Below are 22,602 nucleotides of genomic sequence, written 5' to 3' on the forward strand. Positions count from 1 at the left end.
ACGCTCGACGAAGTGCCGGCGAAGCACCGGACGCTCCACGAAGTGCCGGCGAAGCACCGGACGCTCCACGAAGTGCCGGCGAAGCACCGGACGCTCCACGAAGTGCCGGCGAAGCACCGGACGCTGGACGAACGCCCGACGCTCCACGAACGCCCGACGCATCCGCGGATGCTCGACGATCCGCCGCTCCACGAAGTGCCGGCGAAGCACCGGACGCTCCACGAAGTGACGACGGAGCACCGGACGCTCCACGAAGTGCCGGCGAAGCACCGGACGCTCCACGAAGTGCCGACGGAGCACCGGACGCTGGACGAACGCCCGACGCTCCACGAACGCCCGACGCATCCGCGGATGCTCGACGATCCGCCGCTCCACGAAGTGACGACGGAGCACCGGACGCTCCACGAAGTGCCGGCGAAGCACCGGACGCTCCACGAAGTGCCGGCGAAGCACCGGACGCTGGACGAACGCCCGACGCTCCACGAACGCCCGACGCATCCGAGGATGCTTGGCGACGCGGACTTCCTTGACGTACGTCCTGCGGAACCTCGGCTTCTCGACGTAGAGGCGCTCCTGGACGAGCACCCTGCGGACCCGCGTCTGACGATGGCGGCAGGTCTCGCAGCCCCTTCCTGACCAGCAGCCGACTGCGGAACTCGTGACGTTCGACGCGGCGATCGCAGAGGGGGTGACGGCCGCGTTCGCGGGCTGGGAGGAGATGATCATCGGAACGGAGAGGGCAGAAGCCACCATTACGCCGGTGGCGAGAGCTTGTCTGAGCATGAAGATCACTCCGTGTGGTGGTGATGGTTCCACGCTCCCGCTCATGCGCGGGGCTGTGTCTCACGTGACACCGGGCCTGCTGGATGCTCGGCCTGGTCTCAGTCACTACTGATTGACGGAGCGTCGAATCGGTCTTCCGGGAAGACGCCGAAACGGCGTATTGACCTGTCCTCACGGTAGAGGGCACCACGCCGAGCCGGACACCCGTAATAGGCAAAGGGCTCTATTGATGCTGATTACCTCTGTTCGTAAACAGAATTCGGGACTCCGGCACATCGGCGCGGTTCCGCACCGTTCTGGACGGGGAGATCACGTCGCCCACGTACTGATAACCACCTGTCTCACCAAATGTTCTCACCCATGCGGCTCAAAATGATCAACCGGAGCTATGCAGGCCGATCTGGAAAGGCCCTGCGAGGGTGGCCCCTGCGGCGGGCGACGTCGGCCGGAGTGGGCCGAGGACACGGGAAACGACACGGCACAGGCGGCAGCAGTTCCCAGGCGCCACGCGATCGTGGTCGGCGCGCGCGTCTTTCGGAGAGCTCACCGGGTCATGCCATCAGTCGCCTGTGCCGTTCGCGACAGACCGCGACCCGCTTCGCCGGGGTGAAAAAGACTCAGGGGCGATCAGCGTTACGACACCGGAAAGTCTCGCCTGTGAAGAAAACGCATCGGTGAAGCTCGATTCACCTACCACCGTCTGGCCGCACCGACCCGGCCGACGTCGTTAATGCATCCATACACGGCAATGACCGTCCGCGCGATTCTCCCCGCATGACTTCCGGAGAAGGTTGCCCTCGCATGACTGCCGAAGAATCCGCTCCGACCGCGCAGCACCGCGGCAGGTGCCGGTGCACCTGTGACCACGCACACGCTCCGGGCCGGACCCACGGTGATCACGCCCGTTCAAACGGTGACGACGGACCGACACGTGCCCACCCACCATAGAATTCCCAGCCGTGTCATCGAGATCGGCCGGAGTGTCGCCGTTCCGCCCGGTCATCCGCGGATGGACCGGCAAGCACCCGGAGTACCTTGACCTGGTGCCGGAAGAGCGACGTGAGTAGTTCCGGCTCCCGGCCGGGAAGGGATGAGAACCAGTGAGCGACCTCGATCAGCGACCCGCCGTACGCGAGTGCGGTGGTCGTGCCGACATCTCCGCGAAACCCGTTCACGAGCTCCTGGAGCCCCGTGCGGTCCCGCTCGGTGGAAGCACCAAGGTCCGTCGGCTGCTGCCGAACCTCGGGCGGCGGATGGTCGGCGCCTGGTGTTTCGTCGATCATTACGGGCCTGACGACATCGTCGATCTCCCGGGCATGCAGGTGCCGCCACACCCTCACATCGGCCTGCAGACCGTCAGCTGGCTGCACGCGGGTGAGGTCCTCCACCGCGACAGCCTCGGCAGCGAGCTGACGATCCGGCCGCGGCAGCTCGGTCTGATGACCTCCGGCCGGGGGATCTCGCATTCCGAGCAGTCACCGGCGGGTCACGGCCCGGTTCTGCACGGCGCGCAACTGTGGGTGGCACTGCCCGACGCCAGTCGCGACATCGCCCCCGCGTTCGAGCACCACGCCGACCTGCCCGTCATCACCGCCGACAGGCTTCGCGGCACCGTGCTGCTCGGCGAGGTGGACGGTGCCGTCTCGCCCGGGACGGCCCACACGCCCATCGTCGGGCTCGACCTCACGCTCGGCGACGGCGCCGAGGTGCGGCTCCCGGTCGAGCCCGACTTCGAGTACGCGGTTCTCACCATGTCGGGCAGCACCGAGGTCGACGGCGTCCGGCTGGATCCGGGCTCGATGCTCTATCTCGGCTGCGGCCGTTCCGAGCTGCCCCTGCGCGCGTACGGCGACAGCGGGCTGATGCTGCTGGGCGGCGAGCCGTTCGAAGAGAAGATCGTCATGTGGTGGAACTTCATCGCCCGCACCGGCGACGAGATCACCCGGGCACGGGCCGACTGGATGTCGTCAGGCGATCGTTTCGGCATCGTCCGTGGCTACGACGGCGATCCGCTCGCCGCCCCGTCCCTGCCCGACACCCCTCTCAAGCCGCGCGGCCGTACCCGCTGAGCCCCTTCGGGCGCTGATCCACTCCGTCGCATAGTCGACCATGAGACGACCCTCCCGGCGGCCGGGCGGTGCCACGGGAGCCGGTCAGCGCTCCGCGTCGTCGGTGTGCAGAAAATCGGGCCGGGAACGGTTCCAGCCCGGCGCGTTCAACGCGTTGAGCGCCGAGACGATGCGTTTCTCCTCGTAGACGAAGTGCGTCTCCATCAGCGCGGCGAGGCTGTCCAGCTCGGTTCGTACGCCGACGGGGTCCGCGTGCCGGTCCAGACCGCCGAGGAGCGCCTCCAGGCGTTGGAGGGAGTCCTCCACCAGCCGGTGGTCGCGGCGCAGTTCGTCCAGGACCGGGCGCAGCTCGGGAAACCGCTCGGCCAGCCTCGGGAACGCGTCGGCGTCCTCGCCGGTGTGGTGCCTGGTCAGAGCGGAGCAGAAGGTCAGGCAGTGGGTCCGCAGCTCGCGGGGGCGCACGCCGCCAGCGAGGTAGGCGTCGACGCCCTCGCGCAGTGCGGCCAGTTCCTCGCGGAGCCAGAGGTGTACGTCGATCAATTGGTAGCCGAAGGCGGTAAGGCGCTCGTCGGGTGTTTCCATGGTCGTCCCATGTTCCGGCGCCTCCATGCCCTCGATGATCTCTTTACCGGGTGCACCGCGACGCTGGCGGGAACTTCATCATCGTTCCGGCGATCAGTCAACCCGACGATCGGGATCAGCATGCCGACGATTCGTGGGGAGTCCGCTGAGCGGTCGGTTGGGCTCGCGGAGGCGGCCGACCGGGCAGCCTGAACCGGCCCGTATTGCTTGAGGTAGCGCTTTTACCGCGTTCTGTCATCAGATGCCGCTGATAAGCGACTCGATGGGGAAAAGTCTGATCAGTGCCCGGCGTTCCGGCCGGGCGGGGACATCCACGGGGGTAGTCATGGCGGTTACTGCGGACCTGGCCAAGCTGCTGGACAAGGAGTACGAGAACAAGTCCCTCGCGGACCTGATCAAGGCCCCGGTGTCCGCGCTGTCGGGAGTGAGCGAAGGCGACGCCCGGCTGCTCAAGGAGGCCTTCCACATCAACACGATCGGCGACCTGGGCCGCAACAAGTTCTTCCGGGCGGCCACCGCTATCGCCGATCTGGCCGACAGCGCCAAGTAGGGCCCGCGGCCGGCTTCCTGACGTCCACCGCCCCCGCGGGGTGAGGGCCGCTCTGTGAAAGGCTCCTCCCGAAGACGGAGGAGATCACCGTAGCCGGGGCCGCGCTCGACCGCGGACGCTCCGCGCGGCCCGCCCGCGTGAGCGTCGCGCGGCGGTTCCTCCCGGAATGAGAGGAATCCGATGGGAACCGCACTCGTCACCGGCGCATCGCGGGGTCTCGGCGCGATCATCGCCGAGCGGCTCGCGGCCGACGGCTGGGACGTCGCCGTGAACTACGCCCACGACACCGCCGGGGCCTCCGCCGTCGTCGAGCGGATCCAGGCCAAGGGCGGCTCCGCACGGCTCGCCCGCTTCGACGTGACCACCGAGGAGTCCGTACACCAGGGCGTCGCGGAGATCGGCCGGGTGGACGCCGTGGTGAACAACGCGACCGGCCCGCAGCCGATGATGCCCGTGGAGAAGCAGACCTGGGACGACCATCTCGACCAGCTGCGGTTCTTCGTCAAGGCACCGCTGCTCATCCTGCAGGCCGTACTGCCCGGCATGCGGGAGTCCGGGGCGGGGCGGATCGTCAACATCGGCAGCGAGGTCACCGATCTCGGTAACCCCGAGTTCGGCCACTACGTGTCCGCGAAGGCCGCGCTGCACGGCCTGACCCGCTCCTGGGCGCGCGAGCTCGGCCCGTACGGGATCACCGTGAACACGGTGGAGCCGGGATGGATCCCGGTGGAGCGGCACGCCGACATCCCCGCCGAGGACTACGACGGCTATCTGAACGGCGTGGCCACCGGCCACATGGGCGTGCCCGCCGACGTCGCCGAGGCCGTGGCCTTCCTCGCGTCACCCGGCGCCCGATTCGTCACCGGGCAGCGCCTCGCGGTCAACGGCGGCAAGACGATGAGCTGACCCCTCCCCGAGGGGCGTCAGCTCTCCCGCACCAGACCTGCCTCGTACGAGACGATCGCGGCCTGGACCCGGTTGCGCACCTCCAGGCGCGCGAGGATCTCGCTGACGTACGCCTTCACCGTGCCCTCCACCAGGTGGAGGCGCGCGCCGATCTGGGCGTTGGACAGCCCGGCGCCGAGCAGCGCGAGCACCTCACGTTCTCGTGGGGTGAGCCGCGTGATCCGGCTCCGGGCATCCGCCCCGCGGGTCATCCGGCCGCCGCCGAGCTCGATGATCACCCGGTACGCCACGGGCGGCGAGAGGTAGGCCCCTCCCCCGGCGACCGCGTGCACCCCGGCGACCAGCTCTCTCGGATCACCCGACTTGAGCAGGAATCCACCGGCGCCTCCGCCGATCGCGCGGGCGATGTAGTCGTCCTCGCCGAAGGTCGTCAGGATCACCACCCCGGTGTCCGGGGCGACCCTGCGGATCTCGGCGGTGGCGGCGATGCCGTCGAGCCGGGGCATCCTGATGTCGAGCAGCGCGACGTGCGGCCGGTGGGCGCGGGTCAGTTCGACCGCCTCCCGCCCGTCCGCGGCCTCGGCCACCACCTCGATGCCGGGGTCGGTGGCCAGGATGGCCCGTACTCCCGCCCGGATCATGGCCTCGTCGTCGGCCAGCAGTACCTTGATCAAACCGGTCCTCCCTGGGCGTGCGCTTCCGGCGCGGACGCGTCAGACGGCGGTCCCGGCTCTGCCGCCGTGAACCGTGACGCGGTGAACCGTGACGCGGTGAACCGTGACGCGGTGAACTGCGACGGCGCGAACGGTGACGGCCCCGACCGGAGCGCGGGGCCGGACCGGAGCGGCACGCGGGCGGTCACCTCGAACCGGCCGCCCCGCGCGCCCGCGGCGAACACGCCTCCGGCCAGATCGACCCGCTCGGCCAGCCCGATCAGCCCGCTGCCCTCCCCCGCGGGCGTTCCCGGCGCGGGATTGGTCACGGACACGGTCAGCTCCCGGTCCGTACGACCCAGCGTGACCGTCACCGGGGCGCCGGGGGCGTGCTTGGCGGCGTTGGTGAGGGCCTCCTGGACCACCCGGTGGACCGCGCGACGAGCCGCCCGGCGAGCCACGTCACCGGCCGCGTCATACGCCGGGCCACGGGCCGAATCGCCGGTCTCATCACCGGCCGGATCATGAGTCATGTCACCCGCCGTCCCATGAGTCACGTCACCGGCCGGATCAGGGGACGGGTCGCGGGCCGGGGGTTCCGCCCAGGAGGGGTCGTGCGCGTCCCCTCGCAGCTCGATCGTCATGCCCGACGCCGCGGCCCGGTCGATGAGCGCGGCGACGTTCTCGTCCGCCGGTGCCAGCGGCGCCGTCTCCGCGTCGTCGCGGAGCAGGCCGATGACGCCGCGGAGCCGCTCGGTGGTGGCTCCGGCCGCCTTCCTCAGCTCGGCCGCCGCGGCGCGGCTGCGGTCGTCGAGGTCGGCGGACATCTCCAGCGCGCCGGCCCGGAGCGCGATGAGGGCGAGTTCGTGACCGAGGGAGTCGTGCATGTCCTGCGCGATGCGGGCTCGTTCCCGCAGCCGTGCCCTCTCCGCGGTCATCCGCCGCTCACGGTCCCGCCGTTCCACCCGCTGCCGCAGGTGGTGGCCGACGGCCCAGGGCAGCACGCTGGTGAGCAGCACTCCGGTCAGGATGGGGACCCACACCTGCCACACGTGGTCGTCGGTCGGCTGGGGGCCGCACGTCGAGACGAGCGCGAGCAGGACGCAGGCGCCGAGGATCCCCGCGAACAGCCGCGACGCCATCCGGGAACCGGCCATCCTGCGGCCCGCCAGATAGCTGAACACGACGATCGCCAGGGAAAAGCCGTTCACCGGGCCGACCTTGACCGTGGTGTTCAACGGCCACAGCGAGACGGTCGCCAGCGCGTCGGTCGTGGCCCACGGGCCCATGACGAGCACGACCAGCATGGAGGCGAGCGGGGCGGCCCGGCTCACCAGCACGGCGAGGGCGAGCACCGCCGTACCGGCGACGATCACGCCGGCCAGGCGGTGCCCGGTGAGCGGCTCCCAGTCATAGGGGTCGCCGGGAGCCGCGACCATGGGCAGGCAGAGCACCACCCAGAGCAGCAGGTCGAGCCGCGTCTGCCGCCGGTCCGCCCGCCGCGACAACCGTCCCACCGCCGCGCACACCCGCGCCGGGGCACGGCCGCGGCGCCCGGACGGGAAGCGGCGTTCCGCGCTGATCACCCGCGCCTTCCACAACACACCCGAGACGCTACAAGCCGGGCCGGGTGCCCGCCTCCGCCTGAAGGAGCAGGTCGCCCCCTGACGAAGGTCAGGGGTGACCGGTGCCGATCGTGCGCGGCGGCCCGCCCGTCCCCGCTCCTAGCGTCGAGCCCATGACAGACGCGATCCTCGACGGCCTGCACCAGGCCATGACCTCGCCGTGGGTGTATCTGGCGATATTCGCCCTCGCGGCACTCGACGGGTTCTTCCCCGCCGTACCGAGCGAGACCGCGGTCATCACGGCCGGCGTGTACGCGGCGTCGGGCGCGCCCGACCCGATCCCGGTCATCGTCGTCGCCGCGGCCGGGGCGTTCGCCGGAGACCACGTCTCCTACCTCATCGGACGTACCGCGGGCACGCGGCTCCTGCGGCGGTTGAAGCCCGGTGGCAGGAAGCGGGCGGCCTTCGGCTGGGCGGAACGCGCTCTCGCCGCACGCGGCGGGCTGCTGCTCGTGGTCGCCCGCTACATCCCCGGAGGCCGTACGGCGGCCACGATCACGATGGGCGCGGTCCGGTTCCCCATGCGCGCGTTCTCGCTGTTCGACGCGGTCGCGGCGATCTCGTGGGCCGTCTACTCGACCATGGTGGGCCTCGTCGGCGGCATGGCGTTCGAGCGGGACCCCTTCAGGGGCCTGCTGCTGGGGCTGGGCATCGCCCTGACGGTCACGGTCATGACGGAGATCGTCCGCCACGTCCGACAACGCGGGAACCGCCGGGGGAACCGACGGGGGGACATCCCCGAGACCGACACCAGGGAATCCACGCCCATTTCAGGGTGATCCCCGATGGCCGCGCCCCGGCGGCGTGGAGCACGCTCGGGATTGGTCCCACGTTCCCTTTCCGGCCGCCCACGCGAGGTGTTCCGGCCATGTCCCCGTGTCGTCATACAAGCGAGAGGAGTAGCCCATGATCGTGCTGGCGGCGGCCGTCGCGTTGCTGGGCTCCCTGTTCTTCGCATTGGGCGCGGCGCTGCAGCAGTTCGAGGCGGCCCGCGCCGGAGAATCCCGCCTCCGCTTCCTCCTCCGCAGGCCGCGCTGGCTGCTCGGCGGCGTGTCGGTCCTGACCGGCGGCGCGCTGCACATCGTCGCGCTGAGCCTGGGACCGCTGACCGTGGTGCAGCCGATGGGCGTGGCCAGCCTCCTGTTCGCGCTGCCGATCGCCGCCGCGCTGCACGGCCGCAGGCCGGCGCGCGCCGAACTCGTCGCCGCGTCCGTGGTGGCCGCCGGTCTGATCGGCCTGGTCCTGCTGGTCCCCGCCCCCACCGGTGCCCCGACGCTCACCGGGCCGGGCGGGGCCGCCATGCTCGCCGGGGCCGCCCTCGCCGCGCTGACCTGCTTCGCCGTCGCCCGTCGTGCCGCTCCCGCGCTGGGCACCGCGTTGCTGGCGGTCGGCGCGGGCGTCATGTACGGCGCGACCGCGACGATCACCCGGGTCCTGGTCGACCGGGTCGTGGTCCACGGGAGCGGATGGGACCCGTGGCTGCTCGCTGCGCTTCCGCTGCCCGCCCTGGCCGCGTTGATGCTGCTCCAGCGCGCGTACGCGACGCCCTCCCGTGACCCGGAGGCGGGCGGGCACTTCCCCGTGGCCTTCGCCGCGCTGCAGGTGACCGACCCGCTCACGGCCGTGACCTTCGGCGTGCTCCTCCTCGGTGAACCGCTTCCCGTCAACACCCTGGCCGCCGTGGCGGCCGCCGTACTGGCCGGGGCGGGGACCGTCGCGCTGGCCCGCACCACACCGCTCTCCCGGGCGGCCACCCCCTCCTGACCACCGCACCCATCGGAGAACCCCATGACCGCCGTGCACATCCTGAACTCGCCGAACACGGAGAACGCCGGCCCGGCCTCCCCCGCCGGACCGGGACGCCGCGTGCTGATCGCGACGGACACCTACCCGCCGGACGTGAACGGCGCCGCGTACTTCACCCACCGGCTCGCGGCCGGGCTGGCCGAGAGGGGGGACGACGTCCATGTGGTCTGCGCCTCCGACACGGGACCGCCGCGCGGCGACTCCGCCGACGGGGTGACCGTTCACCGGCTGCGGTCGGCTCCCCTCCTCGTCCACCCCACGATGCGGGTCAGCGTCCCCGCCGGGCTCGGCCGTACGATGTCGCGGCTGATCGAGCGGGTACGGCCCGACGTGGTGCACATCCAGGGACACTTCGTCGTGGGACGGGCCGCCGTCGGCGCGGCCCGGCGCGCCGGGCTCCCGGTGGTCGCGACCAACCACTTCATGCCGGACAACCTCTTCCAGTTCGCGCACGTCCCCGCCGGGCTGCGGGACCGGGTGGGCCGGATGGCCTGGCGGGACTTCACGCGGGTGTTCTCCCGCGCCGACCGCGTCACCACGCCCACCCGGATCGCCGCCGGGCTGCTCTCGGCCAAGGGGTTCACCGGTGAGGTGGAGGCCGTCTCCTGCGGCATCGACCTGCACCGGTTCCAGCCCCGGCCGTGGGACCGGAGCCGGGCGTTCGAGCGGTTCGGGCTGCCCGACCTGCCGACCATCCTCTTCGTCGGCCGCCTGGACGAGGAGAAGTGCCTGGACGACCTGGTCCTCGCCCTGTCGCAGGTGCTGAACCGGGTGGACGCGCAGGTCGTACTGGCCGGGACCGGTGGGCGGAGGGCCGCCCTGGAGCGGCTCGCGGCCAGGACCGGGGTCGGCGAGCGGGTGCGCTTCCTCGGGTTCGTTGCCGACGCCGATCTGCCTCTGGTCTACGCGGCGGCCGACGTCTTCGCCATGCCGGGGACCGCGGAACTGCAGAGCATCGCCACCCTGGAGGCGATGGCGAGCGGCCTCCCGGTCGTCGCCGCGGACGCGATGGCGCTGCCGCATCTCGTGGACGGCAACGGCCGCCTGTACGCGCCGGGCGACGTGCGGGCCATGGCCCGGCACCTGACGGCGATCCTGACGGACCCGGGGCTGCGGGCCGCCATGGGACGGGCGAGCCTCGCCCTGGCCGCTCCCCACGACCATCGGCGGTCGCTCGCCCGATTCGAGGAGATCTACGCGGAACTCGCCACGAGGAGTGTGAAAGCGTGACCGGAACGGGCAGGCGGATCGCGGTCGCGGGCCCGATCCTCACTCTCAGCGTCATGATCTGGCTGCATGTCGCCTTCCCCGGCACCGTCGACCCGATGAACGCCGTGATCAGCGACTACGCCTGGGTGGACGGCGCGGGTCCCCTGTTCGCGCTCGGCGTCCTGTCGCTGGGGGCGGGCACGGCCGGCGTGACGTACGTGCTGGCCAAGGTGGAGCCGGCACGGAGCGCGGCGGCGCGGGTGCTGCTCGCGGGCATCACGGTGGCGCTGGCGCTGACCGCGCTGTTCCCGACCGATCCCTCGATGGGCGTCAGCTCGGCCACCGGCGAGATCCACCGCTGGTCCACGGCGCTGGTGTTCACCGGCCTGCCGTGCGCGGGATGGATCCTGGCCAGGCAGACGAGGGTGCTGCCCGGCTGGAGGAACATCGGCCGCGTGCTCACCGCGGTCAGCATGGTCTCCGTGCTCACCCTGGTCGTGTTCCTGCTGAACCATCCCGGCTCCCCGATCGCCACGCTGACCGGCGGCGCCGCGTTCTACGGCCTCGTCGAGCGGTTCCTGGTGATCTCCGAGGTCGTGCTGGTGCTCACCATGGCGGCGGGAGCCACGCGAGCCCGCCCGTCCGCGATCAGGCGGTCCACCCCCTCCAGGTCGCTCGCCAGGGGAAACATCCGCTAGTGTCCCCGCATGTCCGAGGCGTACTTCCCCCGTGTCCAGACCGTCACGGGCGCCCTGCCCGTCTCACTGATCGAGGGGCCCGTCCTCCCCGGTGAGCACCTGCGCACCGACACGCGCTGGGGAACGGGCGGCGAGTCCGACCCGTACCGGTGGCTGGACGAGGAGGCGCACGTCACCTCGGAGCTGACGGATCTCGGCCGGGAACAGGCGCTCGCCCTGGTCGTCGAGCACACCTGCCTCGGCATGGGCCGCGACGTCACCGCGCTGGCGCGCGTCGCGACCGCGGCCAGGGTCGCCGTGGTCGCCGCGACCGGGTTCGCCGCCGAGCCGTTCAGTGGGGAGCTGATCCGCCGGTACGGCGTGGACGATCTCACCGCCGACCTGCTCAGGGAGATCGGCACCGGCCTCGACGGCACGGCAGCGCGCCCCGGGATCATCGTCGCGGCGGCGTGGGGTGAGACCCCCACCCCGGCCGAGGCGCGCGCGATCACCGCCGCCGCCCGGGCGTCCACGCGCACCGAACTGCCGGTGGCCGCCGAGGGCCTCGACATCCTGGAGAGGCTGCTGGCCGAGGGCGTTCCCCCTGGCAGGCTGAGCGCGCGCGCCGCCGATCCCCTCGTCCAGCGGAAGATCGCCGAGTCGGGGGCGTACGTCGCCGTGACCGACGCCGAGCACGCGCTGGCCCTCGTCGAAGCGGGCCACGCCGCGCGGATCCTGCTCAGCAGCGGCGTCTCCCGGCAGGGGGACGTCCGGGCCTACGGCGGGCACGGGTACGGCCGGCTGTTCGAGGAGCTCCTTCCCGCGCTGCGAGCCGCGGGGACGGGCGAGGACACTCTCGCACTGATCACTCACCGCAACCCGCTGCGTTGGCTCACGGGGCTCGACCGCTGAACGCGGCCGGGGCGAAAATGGCGCTATGCCGTACGCCGACGTCCATGCGCGCAGTGTCGAGGATCCCGAGAGCTTCTGGAGAGAGGCGGCGGCCGCCGTCACGTGGTACCGCGAGCCCGAACGCGCCCTCGACTCCGCTCGCCCGCCCTTCTACCAGTGGTTCCCCGGCGGGGAGCTGAACACCTGCTACAACGCCCTCGACCGGCACGTCGAAGCCGGCCACGGCGACCGTCTCGCCCTCGTCTACGACAGCCCGATGACGGGCATCTGCCGCGGCTACACCTACGCGGAGCTGCTCGACCAGGTGGCGCGGTTCGCGGGGGTACTCCGCGACTCCGGCGTCTCCAAGGGCGACCGGGTCGTGATCTACATGCCGATGGTGCCGGAGGCGGTGGTGGCGATGCTCGCCTGTGCCCGCCTCGGAGCCGTCCACTCCGTGGTCTTCGGCGGCTTCGCGCCCAAGGAGCTGGCCCTTCGGCTGGACGACGCGCGGCCCAAGGTCGTCGTCTCCGCGTCGTGCGGCATCGAGCCGAACCGGATCGTTCCGTACAAGCCGATGCTGGACGCGGCGCTGGAGCTCTCCGGGCACACGCCGGACAGGTGCGTGATCCTGCAGCGCGAGCAGGAACGCGCCGAACTGCACGAGGGACGCGACCTGGACTGGGACGCGGCGATGGCGTCGGCCGAGCCCGCCGCGTGCGCGCCGGTCGCGGCCACCGACCCGCTGTACATCCTCTACACCAGCGGCACGACCGGGAAGCCGAAGGGCGTCGTGCGGGACAACGGCGGGCACGCCGTCGCGCTCCTGTGGAGCATGCGCAACGTCTACGACACGCGTCCCGGCGAGGTGTTCTGGGCGGCCTCCGACGTCGGCTGGGTCGTCGGGCACTCCTACATCGTGTACGGCCCGCTGCTGCTCGGCGCGACGACCGTGCTGTACGAGGGCAAGCCGGTGGGCACCCCCGACGCCGGGGCGTTCTGGCGGGTGGTCTCCGAGCACGGGGTGAACACGTTGTTCACGGCGCCGACCGCGATCCGGGCGATCAGGCGGGACGACCCGTCCGCGGTCCTGCTCGAGAAGTACGACATGTCGTCGTTGCGCGCCCTGTTCCTGGCCGGGGAGCGGCTGGATCCCGACACCTATCACTGGGCCGCGGAGAAGCTCGGCATTCCGGTGATCGACCACTGGTGGCAGACCGAGACGGGCTGGGCCATCGCCTCCAACCTGCGCGGGCTGGATCCCATGCCGGTCAAGCCGGGGTCGCCGACGGTGCCCGTCCCCGGATACGACGTGCGCGTCCTCACCCCGCTCGGAGAGCCGTGCGGTTCCGGCGAGGAGGGCGCGATCTGCGTACGGCTGCCGCTCCCGCCGGGCACCCTGCCCACGCTATGGGCGGACGACGAGCGGTACATCGCGTCGTACCTGTCCGCGTTCCCCGGTTACTACCTGACCGGTGACGGCGGCTATCTCGACGAGGACGGCTACCTGTTCGTCATGGGCCGTACGGACGACGTCATCAACGTCGCCGGGCACCGGCTGTCGGCGGGGGCCATGGAGGCCGCGCTCGCCACCCATCCGGCCGTGGCCGAATGCGCGGTGATCGGCGTCACCGACCAGCTCAAGGGCCAGGTCCCCCGCGGCTTCGTGGTGCTCAAGAACGGCGTCACGACCGATCACGACACGCTGTGCGCCGAGCTGGTCGCGCTGGTCCGCGAGCAGGTCGGCGCGGTCGCCGCGCTGAAGCGGGTGGACGTCGTCGCCGGGCTGCCCAAGACCAGATCCGGCAAGATCCTCCGCAAGACCATGCGGGGCATCGCCGAGGGCGCCGACGAGCCGGTGCCCTCCACCATCGAGGACGCCGCGGTCCTCGACGTGCTCCGCTCGACCCTCGGTCTGTAGCGAGCCGGCGCTCCCCCTGGCGGGGGAGCGCCGGTCACGCCGTCAGGAATCGAAGCCGAGTCCCATGGCGTCGAGCGTGCGCAGCCAGAGGTTGCGCCGCCCCTGGTGGGCGTCGGCCCGCGCCATCGACCAGCGGGTGAGCTGGATGACCCCCGACCGCGCCGGTTCCGGCGGGAACGGCACCGGCTTGGTCCGTACCATGCGCAGCCGGGTCCGCTCGGTGCTCTCGCCGCCGAGCAGGTCCAGCATGACGTTCGCCCCGAACCTGGTGGCGCCGACCCCCAGGCCGGTGTACCCCGCCGCGTACGCGAGGCGGGAGCCGTACGCGGTGCCGTAGAAGGCGGTGAACCGGCTGCAGGTGTCGATCACCCCGCCCCACCTGTGGGTGAAGCGGATGCCGTCGAGCTGCGGGAACGTGGTGAAGAAATGCCGCGCCAGCTTCTCGAAGGTGGCGTCCCGCTGGTCGTATCCCGGTTTGATCAGACCGCCGTTGTGATAGACGGCGTCGTAGCCGCCCCACAGGATCCGGTTGTCGTCGGTCAGCCGGTAGTAGTGGAACTGGTTGGCGGAGTCGCCGATGCCCTGCCGGTTGCGCCAGCCGATCTCGGCGAGCTTCCGGTCCGGCAGCGGCTCCGTCATCAGGACGTAGTCGTACACCGGGACGAGGAAGTGCCGCAGGCGCCGGAGCAGCGGCGCGAAGACGCCCGTGCCGAGGGCGACGTTGCGGGCCCTGACGGTGCCGTGCGGGGTGACGATCTCCAGCCGCTCCCCGCCGTCGGTGATGGACCGGGCCGGGGTGTGCTCGAAGATCCGCACCCCCATCCGGAGGCAGGCGTCCCGAAGGCCCCAGGCCAGTCGGGCCGGATCGACCATGGCGACGGAGTCCCGCTGCCACATCGCGCCCAGGTATGTCGGGGAGTTCACCTCGGCCCGCACCTCGTCCCGGTCGAGGTAGCGGACGTCCGTCCCCAGTTCCCCGGCGGCCCGCTCGGCCGAGCGCAGCCCGTCGAGCTGCCACTCCTCGGTGGCGACGTTCAGTTCGCCGGTCCGCTCGAACGAGCAGCGGATGTCGTACCGGTCGACGGACGCCTCGATCTCGTCGAGGTTCTCCCGCCCGAGGCGTTCCAGAGTGGCGATCTCCTCGGGCCAGCGCTCCATACCGTTGGCGAGCCCGTGGGTGATGCTGGCGGCGCAGAATCCTCCGTTGCGCCCGGAGGCGGCCCAGCCGACGCTCTTGCCCTCCAGCAGGACGACGTCCCGCGACGGGTCTCTCTCTTTGGCCATCAGCGCGGTCCACAGACCGGAGAATCCACCTCCGACGACGGCCAGGTCGGCGGTGATGTCATTGGTGAGCCGCGGCGACGGCTCCGGTGCCCCTGACTGGTCCAGCCAGTACGGCGTGCGCTCCGCGTCAGCAAGAGCCTTCAGCGGATCCACAATTCCACTTCCCTACGTTTTGTTCAGTTGATTGGTTGCGCGATCCCGTGTACGGCCGATCGCGCGCGGGTTCCCCCTCGCTCTGATCTCACCTCTCCCTGAGTGCGGATGCGGCGGAACCCCCTCGCCGCGCGGCGAGGGGGCTCCGGTCGGGCTATCGGCGGCGGCGTGCGACGACCGCGTTGCCCACGGCGATCAGCAGGCCGACCGCGAAGATCAGCGTGCCCATCACGTTGACCTGGGGCGGGATGCCCACGCGGGTCGCGCCCCAGATCCACAGCGGGAACGTCACCGTGCCGCCCGAGTTGAAGTTGGTGATGACGAAGTCGTCGATGGACAGCGCGAACGCCAGCATCGACCCGGCCATCACACCCGGGAAGATCATCGGCAGCGTCACCAGCCGGAACGTCGTCCAGGTGCCCGCGCCGAGGTCCCTGGCCGCCTCCTCCAGCGAGGCGTCCAGCGTCATCACGCGCGCCCGGACCGTGATGGCCACGAACGAGATCGAGAACATCACATGGGAGATCACGATCGTCCAGAAGCCGAGTGGGACGGCGAGGGTGACGAACAGCGAGAGCAGGGACGCGCCCATCACGATCTCGGCGCAGGAGATGGCCGCGAACATCATGACGTTCATCGCGCCGGCCCCGCGGAAGCGGTAGCGGCCGAGCGCCAGACCGATGAGCGATCCGAGCACACCCGCGATCACCATCGTCAGCACGGCGATGAGCAGCGAGTTCACCAGCGCCTCGGTGAGGTCGCCGATCTCGAAGAGCTTGCCGTACCACTTGAGGGTGAAGCCCTGGAACGCGGTGTTGTACCGGCCCTTGGTGTCGTTGAACCCGAAGAGGACCATCACCGCGATCGGGACGACCAGCCAGGCGATGACGAGCCAGGTGTAGATCTGCAGCCCGCGGCCACGGAAGATCTTCATCGCGCCGCCACCTCCAGCACGTCCTCCGTGCCGAGGGCCTTCGCGTAGGCGAAGATGCCGAGCAGCAGCAGCGCCATCAGCGTGAAGGACAACGCCGACGCCGTCGGATAGTCCTGGGTGACGAGGTACTGGTTCTGGATGACGTTGCCGATCATCGTGGTGCTCGTGCCGCCCAGCACGGACGCGTTGACGTAGTCCGAACTGGCCGGCACGAACGTCATCAGCACCCCGGCGAACACGCCGGGCAGTGACAGCGGCAGCACCACGCGGAGGAACGTCTGGAACTTGCCGGCGTACAGGTCGTTGGCCGCTTCCAGCACCCGCGGGTCGATGCGCTCCAGCGCCACGTACATCGGCAGCACCATGAACGGCAGGAAGTTGTACGCGAGTCCGCCGATCACGGCGTACGGCGTGGCCAGGATGCGGAAGTCGTCCGGCAGCAACCCGATGTTCTTCAGCGGGCCGAGCAGCATGCCGTTGTCCGAAAGGAGGAACTGCCACGAGATCGTCCGCAGCACGAACGACACGAGGAACGGCAGCAGCAGGAGGAACAGGTAGATCGACTTGTGCCTGCCGCCCTTGAACGCGATCCAGTACGCCACGGGGAAGCCGATGATGATCTGGATCACGGTCGCGGCCAGGCCGTAGACCAGCGAGCGGATGATCTGGTCGTGGTAGTTCGTCAGCCCGTCGACGTACGACTGCCAGTTCCAGGTGAAGACGAACCCGTCGGCGACGTTGCCGGACTGGAGCGACAACGACAGCATGACGACCGTCGGAACCACGAAGAAGATCGCGAGCCAGACACCGCCGGGGAAGATGAGCGCGTACGGCGTCAGCGCCGCCCTCACCCTGCTCATGACGCCTCCTCGCCTAGCGGCTCGGAGCCGCACGAGCAGGAGGCGCAGTGCATATCGATTCTCTCGCTTCGCTCGTTCATGACGTGGTGATCGGCTGGAAGGTGCTCTCGAACTGCTTCTGCTCGGTGGCGTCCGCGAGCGTCCGGTAGGTGCGCAGCTTGCTGTACACCTCGGGGCTCGGGAAGACCAGCGGGCTCTCGGCGATCATTTCGAGCGTCTTCTTGTCGTCACCGGAGGCCTTGGCCGCGTCGGCGAGGATGAACTCCTTGGCCGTGGGGACCGGCGGGACGTAGTTGATGTACTCCGCCAGGCTGGCCGCGTTGACCGGCTCGTAGAAGAAGTCGATCAGCGTGATCGCGTCGACCGGGTTGGCGGCCGTCTTCGGGATCATGAAGTTGTCGGTCCAGATGGTGGCGCCCTCCTCGGGGATCACGAACTTCAGGTCCGTGCCGTCGGAGAGGTTCTTCTGGAAGACGTCGCCCGACCATGCCTGGCAGAGCCAGATGTCGCCCTTGGCCAGCGGATCAATGTACGACTGATCGTAATATTTCCGGACGATTCCGGAGTCGCGCTGCTCTCTGAGCTTGGCCGCCGCCTTGTCCCAGTCGGCCGGGGTCGACTTCTCCGGGTCGATGCCGAGCAGGAACATCGCGAAGTTGGCGATCTCCTGGGAGTCCGACATCATGCCGACCTTGCCCTTGTACTTGGGGTCCCACAGCGCCGCGTAGCTCGTGGGCGGCGTGTCGATGTACTTAGGGTTGTAGGCGATGCCCGTCATGCCGGAGGCCCACGGGACGGTGTAGACGTTGCCCGGGTCGAAGGCCTCGTTCTTGTAGCGCTCGCCGACGTTCTTGGTGAAGTTCGGCATCTTGGAGTGGTCGAGCGGGACCAGGTAGCCCAGCTTGATCAGCTGGGTGAGCTGGATGCTGTTGGTGACCACCATCAGGTCGTAGTCGATGGACTGCCCCGCCGCGAGCTGCGGCTGGATCTTGGCGAACCAGCTCGGGGTCTCCTGGATGACCTCCTTGTAGGTCACCGTGATCCCGGTCTGCTTGGTGAACTTCTTCAGCTCCGGCTGCTTGGGGTCCATGTAGAGCGGCCAGTTGGCGAAGTCGACGTGGCCGTTCTTGACCTTGTCCGCCCAGTACTTCTCCACCTCGGACTGTGCCTGCGCGGAGGTCGTCGGCCGGGCCACGCCCTTCCCCTTCACCCCGCAGGCGGCGAGAGCGAGCCCGGCCGCGGAGAGCCCGGCCACGCGAAAGGCGTCGCGGCGGCCGAGACGGGGCTGGGTCAGACCACGGAGGAACGAGGGGTCCTGCATTGAGGGGTTACTCATGGGGTTCGTGCTCCCGTTTCGAGAGTGTTACTGCAGCGCGTAGGAGTGCTGCGGCTGCCAGGACAGCCAGACCGTGTCGCCTCGCTCAGCCGTGGTGGTGCTGTCGTGCGCGTTCTGCTGGAAGACGGTGATCTCCGCGCCGCCGGCGAGGGCGACCGCGTAACTGTTGTAGGTGCCGAGGTAGACCACCTCGGAGACCGTTCCCTCCACCATGCTAAGGTCACCGCCGGGCTGCTCGGTCGAGATGGTGATCTTCTCCGGACGCACGGTCAGTTCGACCGTGTCCCCCTCGGCGACGGCGCCCTGGACCGGCACGACGACACGGTCGGAGGGCCCGAGTGCGAGCACGGCGGAGGCACCGTTCACCGCACGCACGACACCGCCGAGCAGGTTGGACGTCCCGATGAATCCCGCGACGAACTTGGTCGCGGGTCGCTCGTAGATCTCCCGGGGGCCGGCGAGTTGTTCCACGAGACCGTCGTTCATGACGGCGATGCGGTCGCTCATCGTGAGCGCCTCGCTCTGGTCGTGCGTCACGTAGACGAACGTGATGCCGACCTCACGCTGGATGCGCTTGAGCTCGATCTGCATGTGCTGGCGGAGCTTGAGGTCGAGCGCTCCGAGGGGTTCGTCCAGCAGGAGCGCGCGCGGCCGGTTGACCAGGGCGCGGGCGAGGGCGACGCGCTGCTGCTGGCCGCCGGACATCTCGCGGGGGCGCCGCTTCTCCCGGCCGACCAGGTCGACGATCTCGAGCATCTCACCGACGCGCTGCCTGATCTCACCGTCGGGGATCTTCTTGCGCTTGAGCCCGAACGCCACGTTGTCCCACACGTTCATGTGGGGGAAGAGCGCGTAGGACTGGAACACCATGTTGATGTCGCGCTTGTTCGGGGGGACGTTCGTGACGTCCTGCCCGTGGAGCCGGACCACGCCGCGGGTGGGCTCCTCGAAGCCCGCGATCATGCGCATCGAGGTGGTCTTGCCGCACCCTGACGGGCCGAGAAGGGAGAAGAACTCGCCTTCGCCGATGGCCAGGCTGACGCCCTTGACGGCCTGTACGACCTCACCGTGTGAGACGTACTCCTTGACGACCTCGTCGAGTTCGATGGCGGGCACCTGGTCGGGGGCAGCCACACCGGCTGCCCCCGTACCCGCCTGGATCTCTGTCATTCCAGGCATATCCCTCTTTCAGGAGGCCGTACGGCTGTGCCGACCGACCTATTCGCCGATGTAGTGCATCACGTGCTTGACGCGCGTGTAGTCGTGCAGTCCGAAGACCGAAAGGTCCTTGCCGTAGCCCGAGTGCTTGAAGCCGCCGTGCGGCATCTCCGACACGAACGGGATGTGGGTGTTGACCCAGACCACGCCGAAGTCGAGGCGCTTGGACATCCGCATCGCGCGGCCGTGGTCGGTGGTCCACACCGAACCCGACAGGCCGTACTTGACGCCGTTGGCCTTGGCCAGGGCGTCCGCCTCGTCGCTGAACGTCTGGACGGTCATGACGGGGCCGAAGACCTCGTTCTGCACCATCTCGTCGTCCTGCTGGAGGCCGTCCACGACGGTCGGCGCGAAGAAGTAGCCCTTCTCGCCGACGCGGTGGCCGCCGGTCAGCACGGTGGCGTGCTCGGGCAGCCGCTCGAAGAACGACGAGACGCGCTCGAGCTGGTTCGCGTTGTTGAGGGGGCCGAAGTAGGCCTCCTCGTCGTCGAGACCGCCCATCCGCGTGGCGGCCGCGGCCTCGGCCAGCGCGGCGGCGAACTCGTCGTGGATGCTCTCCTGCACCAGCACACGGCAGGCGGCGGTGCAGTCCTGGCCGGCGTTGTAGAGACCGGCTCCCGCGATCGCCTCCGCGACGGCCTTGATGTCCTTGACGTCCTCGAACACCACGACCGGGGCCTTGCCACCGAGCTCCAGGTGGACACGCTTGAGGTCCTCGGCCGCCGACCTGGCGACCGCCATGCCCGCGCCGACGGAGCCGGTGATCGCGACCATCGACGCGTCGGGGTGGCTCACCACGAGGCCGCCCGTCTCCCGGTCGCCGGTGACGACGTTGAAGACGCCGGCGGGGAGGACGTCACCGATGATCTCGGCGAGCTTCACCGTGGAGACCGGAGTGGTGTCCGACGGCTTAAGGACGATGGTGTTCCCGGCGGCCAGCGCCGGTGCGATCTTCCAGACCGCCATCATCATGGGATAGTTCCACGGGGTGACCTGACCGATGACACCGATCGGCTCATGCCGGATCATTGAGGTGTGGTCGGCGAGGAACTCACCGGCGGTGGGGCCCTCCAGCGTCCGGGCGGCACCGGCGAAGAAGCGGAAGTGGTCCGCCGCGACGGGCGTCTCGTCTTCCGCCATCCGGGCGCGCGGCTTGCCGGTGTTGCGGCACTCGGCCTCGTTGATCTCGTCGGCCCGCGCCTCGATCGCGTCGGCGATCTTCAGCAGCAGGGCGGAGCGCTCCGCGGGCGTGGTCTGACCCCAGGTCTCGAAAGCGGCGGTCGCGGCGGCGTAGGCCGCGTCGACGTCCTCCTGGCCCGAGATCGGGGCCTGCGCGTAGACCTCACCCGTTGTGGGATCGATCACATCGGAGAAACGGCCGCTCACGGCGTCGACGAACTTCCCATTGACGAAGTTCTGCAGACGGGTGGTCACCTATGACCTCCTGGAGGTGTGCTGGTTGTCGCGACTCTGACAGAATAACTTGGCCATAACAAGGGATTTCGTGGTGAAGATACCAAACCGCTACGAAATCGCTTGACACAAGCGCCGGAACTGACAACATGTAACAACAGGAAGGCAACATGTCAGGAACCGCCTCGTAACACAGGCGCGTTACGGCCTGACGCAGCCCCTCCGAGAGAGGAACTCCCCCGGGATGACGACTCCACCCAAGGTACGCGCGACCGGCAAATCCGGTCCGGTGGTGCTCGACGACATCTCCAAGCAGATCGTCGAGCAGCTCCAGATGGACGGCCGCAAGCCGTACGCCGCCATCGGCAAGGCGGTGGGGTTGTCCGAGGCGGCCGTACGGCAGCGCGTGCAACGCCTGCTCGACCTCGGCGTCATGCAGATCGTGGCCGTGACCGACCCGCTCACACTCGGCTTCCCCCGCCAGGCCATGATCGGCATAAAGTGCGAGGGCGACCTCGACATCGTGGCGCAGGAGCTCTCCTCCATAGAGGAGATCGACTACGTCGTGTTGACCGCCGGATCCGTCGACATCATGGTCGAGGTGGTCTGCGAGGGCGACAGCCACCTGCTGGAGATCCTCGGAAAGATAAGGGCGATCCCCACCGTGCGGGCGACCGAGACGTTCGTCTACCTCAAGCTCCACAAGCAGACGTACACCTGGGGCACCCGCTAGGGCGGAGCCGCCGTGATCACCGCATATTCGGTGATCTTTCGCCTCAGGCCCGCTTCTCGTTGAGAGCGAGCAGGCTGACCAGGTCGTACGCCACGTGGGACGCCGCGACCGACGTGATCTCGGCGTGGTCGTACGCGGGGGCGACCTCGACGACGTCCGCGCCGATCAGGTTGCTTCCCGCGAGGCCGCGCAGGATCTCCAGCAGCTCACGGCTGGTCAGGCCACCCGCCTCGGGGGTCCCGGTGCCGGGCGCGTGCGCCGGGTCGAGCACGTCGATGTCGATCGACAGATAGAGCGGCCGGTCGCCGATGCGCTGACGGAGAGCGTCCACCACCTCGTCCACGCCGCGCCGCATGACGTCGGCGCTGGTGACCACGCCGAAGCCCATCCGCCTGTCGTCGTCGAGGTCCTTCTTGGCGTACAGCGGACCGCGGGTGCCGACGTGGCTGAGCGCCTCGGTGTCGAGGATGCCCTCCTCCACGGCGCGGCGGAACGGCGTGCCGTGGGTGTACTCGGCGCCGAAGTAGGTGTCCCAGGTGTCCAGATGCGCGTCGAAGTGCAGCAGCGCGACCGGCCCGTGGAGCCGGGCGGCGGCGCGCAGCAGCGGCAGCGCGATGGTGTGGTCGCCGCCGATCGTGACCAGCCGGGTCCCGTCCGCGGCCAGGCCGGACGCGGCCTCCTCGATGGTCTCCACGGCCTCGTTGATGTTGAACGGGTTGCACGCGATGTCCCCGGCGTCGGCGACCTGCTGGGTCGCGAACGGCGAGACGTCCAGGCCCGGGTGGTACGGCCGGAGCAGGCGGCTGGCCTCACGGACGGCCGAGGGGCCGAACCGCGCGCCCGGACGGTAGGAGACTCCGGTGTCGAACGGCACACCCACGACCACGACGTCGGCGCGTCCCACCTCGTCCAGGCGGGGCAGCCGGGCGAAGGTCGCCGGGCCGGCGAAACGCGGAACGCGGGAGGAGTCGACAGGCCCCCGAGGCTCGGTCATTCTGG

21 protein-coding genes are annotated in these 22,602 nt (G+C 69.8%); 11 read left to right on the plus strand and 10 right to left on the minus strand.

The annotated features are described in order from the left end of the window. Positions 1-636, plus strand: a 636-nt coding sequence (locus AB0I59_RS13030) for a hypothetical protein (protein WP_358132530.1), incomplete at its 5' end; no start/stop codon positions are given. A gap of 1,247 nt (positions 637-1,883) precedes the next feature. Continuing rightward, on the plus strand, positions 1,884-2,852 hold the full coding sequence (locus tag AB0I59_RS13035) for a pirin family protein (protein WP_358132532.1): 969 nt from the start codon (positions 1,884-1,886) through the stop codon (positions 2,850-2,852). An 84-nt stretch (positions 2,853-2,936) separates the two neighbouring features. Here AB0I59_RS13035 and AB0I59_RS13040 read toward each other — a convergent pair whose 3' ends face one another. Further along, positions 2,937-3,461 (minus strand): hemerythrin domain-containing protein, encoded by a 525-nt coding sequence (locus AB0I59_RS13040; RefSeq protein WP_358132534.1) that lies wholly within the window; start codon positions 3,459-3,461, stop codon positions 2,937-2,939. Between the two features lie 298 nt (positions 3,462-3,759). Here AB0I59_RS13040 and AB0I59_RS13045 point away from each other — a divergent pair, with 298 nt between their 5' ends. Beyond that, on the plus strand, positions 3,760-3,984 hold the full coding sequence (locus tag AB0I59_RS13045; RefSeq protein WP_061259103.1) for a hypothetical protein: 225 nt from the start codon (positions 3,760-3,762) through the stop codon (positions 3,982-3,984). A 180-nt stretch (positions 3,985-4,164) separates the two neighbouring features. After that, positions 4,165-4,890: an SDR family oxidoreductase gene (locus AB0I59_RS13050; protein ID WP_061259102.1), complete on the plus strand. Its 726-nt coding sequence runs from the start codon at positions 4,165-4,167 to the stop codon at positions 4,888-4,890. Positions 4,891-4,907: 17 nt separating this feature from the next. Here the strand turns inward: AB0I59_RS13050 and AB0I59_RS13055 are convergent, their stop codons facing one another. Beyond that, the gene (locus AB0I59_RS13055) at positions 4,908-5,564 is read right to left on the minus strand and encodes a response regulator (RefSeq protein ID WP_358132536.1); all 657 of its coding nucleotides are present in this window, start codon (positions 5,562-5,564) and stop codon (positions 4,908-4,910) included. Next, positions 5,561-7,147 (minus strand): sensor histidine kinase, encoded by a 1,587-nt coding sequence (locus AB0I59_RS13060; RefSeq protein WP_358132538.1) that lies wholly within the window; start codon positions 7,145-7,147, stop codon positions 5,561-5,563. Before AB0I59_RS13060 ends, AB0I59_RS13055 begins: the two co-directional genes overlap by 4 nt. 134 nt (positions 7,148-7,281) lie before the next feature. Here AB0I59_RS13060 and AB0I59_RS13065 point away from each other — a divergent pair, with 134 nt between their 5' ends. From AB0I59_RS13065 to AB0I59_RS13090, 6 genes are all read left to right on the plus strand, one after another. Continuing rightward, positions 7,282-7,947: a DedA family protein gene (locus tag AB0I59_RS13065; protein ID WP_358132540.1), complete on the plus strand. Its 666-nt coding sequence runs from the start codon at positions 7,282-7,284 to the stop codon at positions 7,945-7,947. Between the two features lie 127 nt (positions 7,948-8,074). Then, positions 8,075-8,932 carry a DMT family transporter gene (locus tag AB0I59_RS13070; protein WP_061259098.1) on the plus strand — a complete coding sequence of 286 codons (858 nt, stop codon included), beginning with the start codon at positions 8,075-8,077 and terminating at the stop codon, positions 8,930-8,932. 24 nt (positions 8,933-8,956) lie between these two features. Next, complete coding sequence (locus tag AB0I59_RS13075; RefSeq protein WP_358132542.1) at positions 8,957-10,204, plus strand: glycosyltransferase; 1,248 nt, start codon at positions 8,957-8,959, stop codon at positions 10,202-10,204. Beyond that, entirely contained in the window at positions 10,201-10,881 is a 681-nt protein-coding gene (locus tag AB0I59_RS13080) for a DUF998 domain-containing protein (protein ID WP_358132544.1), read from the plus strand. Before AB0I59_RS13075 ends, AB0I59_RS13080 begins: the two co-directional genes overlap by 4 nt. Before the next feature lie 9 nt (positions 10,882-10,890). After that, a complete protein-coding gene (locus tag AB0I59_RS13085) occupies positions 10,891-11,772 on the plus strand; it encodes a phosphotriesterase family protein (RefSeq protein ID WP_358132546.1) in 882 nt (293 codons plus the stop codon). 25 nt (positions 11,773-11,797) lie between these two features. Further along, complete coding sequence (locus tag AB0I59_RS13090; RefSeq protein ID WP_358132548.1) at positions 11,798-13,672, plus strand: propionyl-CoA synthetase; 1,875 nt, start codon at positions 11,798-11,800, stop codon at positions 13,670-13,672. A 42-nt stretch (positions 13,673-13,714) separates the two neighbouring features. Here AB0I59_RS13090 and AB0I59_RS13095 read toward each other — a convergent pair whose 3' ends face one another. The 6 genes from AB0I59_RS13095 to AB0I59_RS13120 all read right to left on the minus strand — a co-directional run bounded on the left by AB0I59_RS13095 (position 13,715) and on the right by AB0I59_RS13120 (position 20,891). Continuing rightward, a complete protein-coding gene (locus tag AB0I59_RS13095) occupies positions 13,715-15,109 on the minus strand; it encodes an NAD(P)/FAD-dependent oxidoreductase (RefSeq protein WP_061259093.1) in 1,395 nt (464 codons plus the stop codon). A gap of 154 nt (positions 15,110-15,263) precedes the next feature. Next, the gene (locus AB0I59_RS13100; RefSeq protein WP_061259092.1) at positions 15,264-16,043 is read right to left on the minus strand and encodes an ABC transporter permease; all 780 of its coding nucleotides are present in this window, start codon (positions 16,041-16,043) and stop codon (positions 15,264-15,266) included. Continuing rightward, positions 16,040-16,903, minus strand: a complete 864-nt coding sequence (locus AB0I59_RS13105; protein ID WP_061259091.1) for an ABC transporter permease — start codon at positions 16,901-16,903, stop codon at positions 16,040-16,042. Before AB0I59_RS13105 ends, AB0I59_RS13100 begins: the two co-directional genes overlap by 4 nt. A 76-nt stretch (positions 16,904-16,979) precedes the next feature. Beyond that, the gene (locus AB0I59_RS13110; RefSeq protein ID WP_061259090.1) at positions 16,980-18,239 is read right to left on the minus strand and encodes a polyamine ABC transporter substrate-binding protein; all 1,260 of its coding nucleotides are present in this window, start codon (positions 18,237-18,239) and stop codon (positions 16,980-16,982) included. A 27-nt stretch (positions 18,240-18,266) separates the two neighbouring features. After that, positions 18,267-19,409, minus strand: coding sequence for an ABC transporter ATP-binding protein (locus tag AB0I59_RS13115; protein ID WP_358132551.1), 1,143 nt, complete (start codon positions 19,407-19,409; stop codon positions 18,267-18,269). A 48-nt stretch (positions 19,410-19,457) separates the two neighbouring features. Then, a complete protein-coding gene (locus AB0I59_RS13120; RefSeq protein WP_061259088.1) occupies positions 19,458-20,891 on the minus strand; it encodes a gamma-aminobutyraldehyde dehydrogenase in 1,434 nt (477 codons plus the stop codon). Between the two features lie 223 nt (positions 20,892-21,114). Here AB0I59_RS13120 and AB0I59_RS13125 point away from each other — a divergent pair, with 223 nt between their 5' ends. Further along, positions 21,115-21,603 (plus strand): Lrp/AsnC family transcriptional regulator, encoded by a 489-nt coding sequence (locus AB0I59_RS13125; protein WP_061259087.1) that lies wholly within the window; start codon positions 21,115-21,117, stop codon positions 21,601-21,603. Between the two features lie 43 nt (positions 21,604-21,646). Here AB0I59_RS13125 and speB read toward each other — a convergent pair whose 3' ends face one another. Beyond that, complete coding sequence (gene speB, locus AB0I59_RS13130; protein WP_358132554.1) at positions 21,647-22,597, minus strand: agmatinase; 951 nt, start codon at positions 22,595-22,597, stop codon at positions 21,647-21,649. Positions 22,598-22,602 lie beyond the last annotated feature (5 nt).

This window comes from Microtetraspora glauca (assembly GCF_040656155.1).
GTDB lineage: Bacteria > Actinomycetota > Actinomycetes > Streptosporangiales > Streptosporangiaceae > Microtetraspora > Microtetraspora glauca.

Excerpts from the sequence above, each read along its gene's own strand:
- AB0I59_RS13115 (WP_358132551.1), bottom strand. The coding sequence starts at position 19,409 with ATGACAGAGATCCAGGCGGGTACGGGGGCAGCCGGTGTGGCTGCCCCC.
- AB0I59_RS13100 (WP_061259092.1), bottom strand. The coding sequence starts at position 16,043 with ATGAAGATCTTCCGTGGCCGCGGGCTGCAGATCTACACCTGGCTCGTC.
- AB0I59_RS13065 (WP_358132540.1), top strand. The coding sequence starts at position 7,282 with ATGACAGACGCGATCCTCGACGGCCTGCACCAGGCCATGACCTCGCCG.
- AB0I59_RS13050 (WP_061259102.1), top strand. The coding sequence starts at position 4,165 with ATGGGAACCGCACTCGTCACCGGCGCATCGCGGGGTCTCGGCGCGATC.
- AB0I59_RS13070 (WP_061259098.1), top strand. The coding sequence starts at position 8,075 with ATGATCGTGCTGGCGGCGGCCGTCGCGTTGCTGGGCTCCCTGTTCTTC.
- AB0I59_RS13090 (WP_358132548.1), top strand. The coding sequence starts at position 11,798 with ATGCCGTACGCCGACGTCCATGCGCGCAGTGTCGAGGATCCCGAGAGC.
- AB0I59_RS13110 (WP_061259090.1), bottom strand. The coding sequence starts at position 18,239 with ATGAGTAACCCCTCAATGCAGGACCCCTCGTTCCTCCGTGGTCTGACC.
- AB0I59_RS13105 (WP_061259091.1), bottom strand. The coding sequence starts at position 16,903 with ATGAGCAGGGTGAGGGCGGCGCTGACGCCGTACGCGCTCATCTTCCCC.
- AB0I59_RS13125 (WP_061259087.1), top strand. The coding sequence starts at position 21,115 with ATGACGACTCCACCCAAGGTACGCGCGACCGGCAAATCCGGTCCGGTG.
- AB0I59_RS13075 (WP_358132542.1), top strand. The coding sequence starts at position 8,957 with ATGACCGCCGTGCACATCCTGAACTCGCCGAACACGGAGAACGCCGGC.
- AB0I59_RS13040 (WP_358132534.1), bottom strand. The coding sequence starts at position 3,461 with ATGGAGGCGCCGGAACATGGGACGACCATGGAAACACCCGACGAGCGC.
- AB0I59_RS13045 (WP_061259103.1), top strand. The coding sequence starts at position 3,760 with ATGGCGGTTACTGCGGACCTGGCCAAGCTGCTGGACAAGGAGTACGAG.
- speB (WP_358132554.1), bottom strand. The coding sequence starts at position 22,597 with ATGACCGAGCCTCGGGGGCCTGTCGACTCCTCCCGCGTTCCGCGTTTC.
- AB0I59_RS13085 (WP_358132546.1), top strand. The coding sequence starts at position 10,891 with ATGTCCGAGGCGTACTTCCCCCGTGTCCAGACCGTCACGGGCGCCCTG.